This window comes from Prevotella sp. HMSC073D09 (assembly GCF_001814145.1).
In the GTDB taxonomy this organism is placed as follows: Bacteria; Bacteroidota; Bacteroidia; order Bacteroidales; family Bacteroidaceae; genus Prevotella; species Prevotella conceptionensis.
On the sequence record NZ_KV815137.1, the window covers coordinates 1 to 876 of the forward strand.

1 pseudogene is annotated in these 876 nt (G+C 62.4%); it reads left to right on the forward strand.

The annotated features are described in order from the left end of the window. Positions 1–2: 2 nt before the first annotated feature. Positions 3–876, forward strand: a pseudogene (locus HMPREF2955_RS13430) (RHS repeat-associated core domain-containing protein); the annotation flags it as partial.

Sequence of the window (876 nt, forward strand, 5' to 3'; positions counted from 1 at the left end):
CCATGACCTATCCCGACGGGGAGGTGGTTACCTACGGCTACGATGCCGCGGGTCAGGTAACAAGCCTCAAGTCGGCCAAGCAGGGCAGGGAAGAGACGATAGTGGCGCAGGTGGGCTACGACAAGGACGGCCACACCATATACACGCGCATGGGCAACGGCACGGAAAGCACGTACGCCTACGACCGCCAGCGCGAACGGTTGCAGGGCATGCTGCTCACGGCCAACGGAGACAGCATCATGCAGACGCAATATAAATACGACCTCGTAGACAATATTTTGGGCGTTTCCAACGTTATTACACCAAAGGCGCCGAAGAAACCGAAAGGGCTCGGAGGCCCTGGCAGCACGGGCGGCCCCGATGCCGGCAAGGGAAAGGAGGAGAAACCGCTGGGCGGTGCGTTCAGCCACACGTACGCCTACGACGAGCTTAACCGGCTGGTGAAGGCCAGTGGCAAGGCCAAGGGCATAGGCTACGCCATGGACATGAGTTTCGGGCTGATGGGCGAGCCGCTCACCAAGGTGCAGCGCACCGACTCGGGTTCGGTTGCGGGCAGCTACGCGCTGGCCTACGAGTACGGCGACGCCGACCATCCCACCGCGCCCTCGCAGATTGGGCACGAACGTTACACCTACGACGCCAACGGCAACCCCACACTTGTTGAGGACGACAGCCTGAACACGGAGCGGCGCATGGCGTGGGACGAGGAGAACCGCCTCATGGCCCTGTCGGACAACGGCAAGACCAGCCGCTACACCTACAACGCCGTGGGCGAGCGCGTCGTGAAGAGCCACGGCTATCTTGAGGGCGTGTACGTCAACGGCGCACCGCAAGGCCTCACCTTCCACGAGACGGAGGACTACACCATCTATCCCG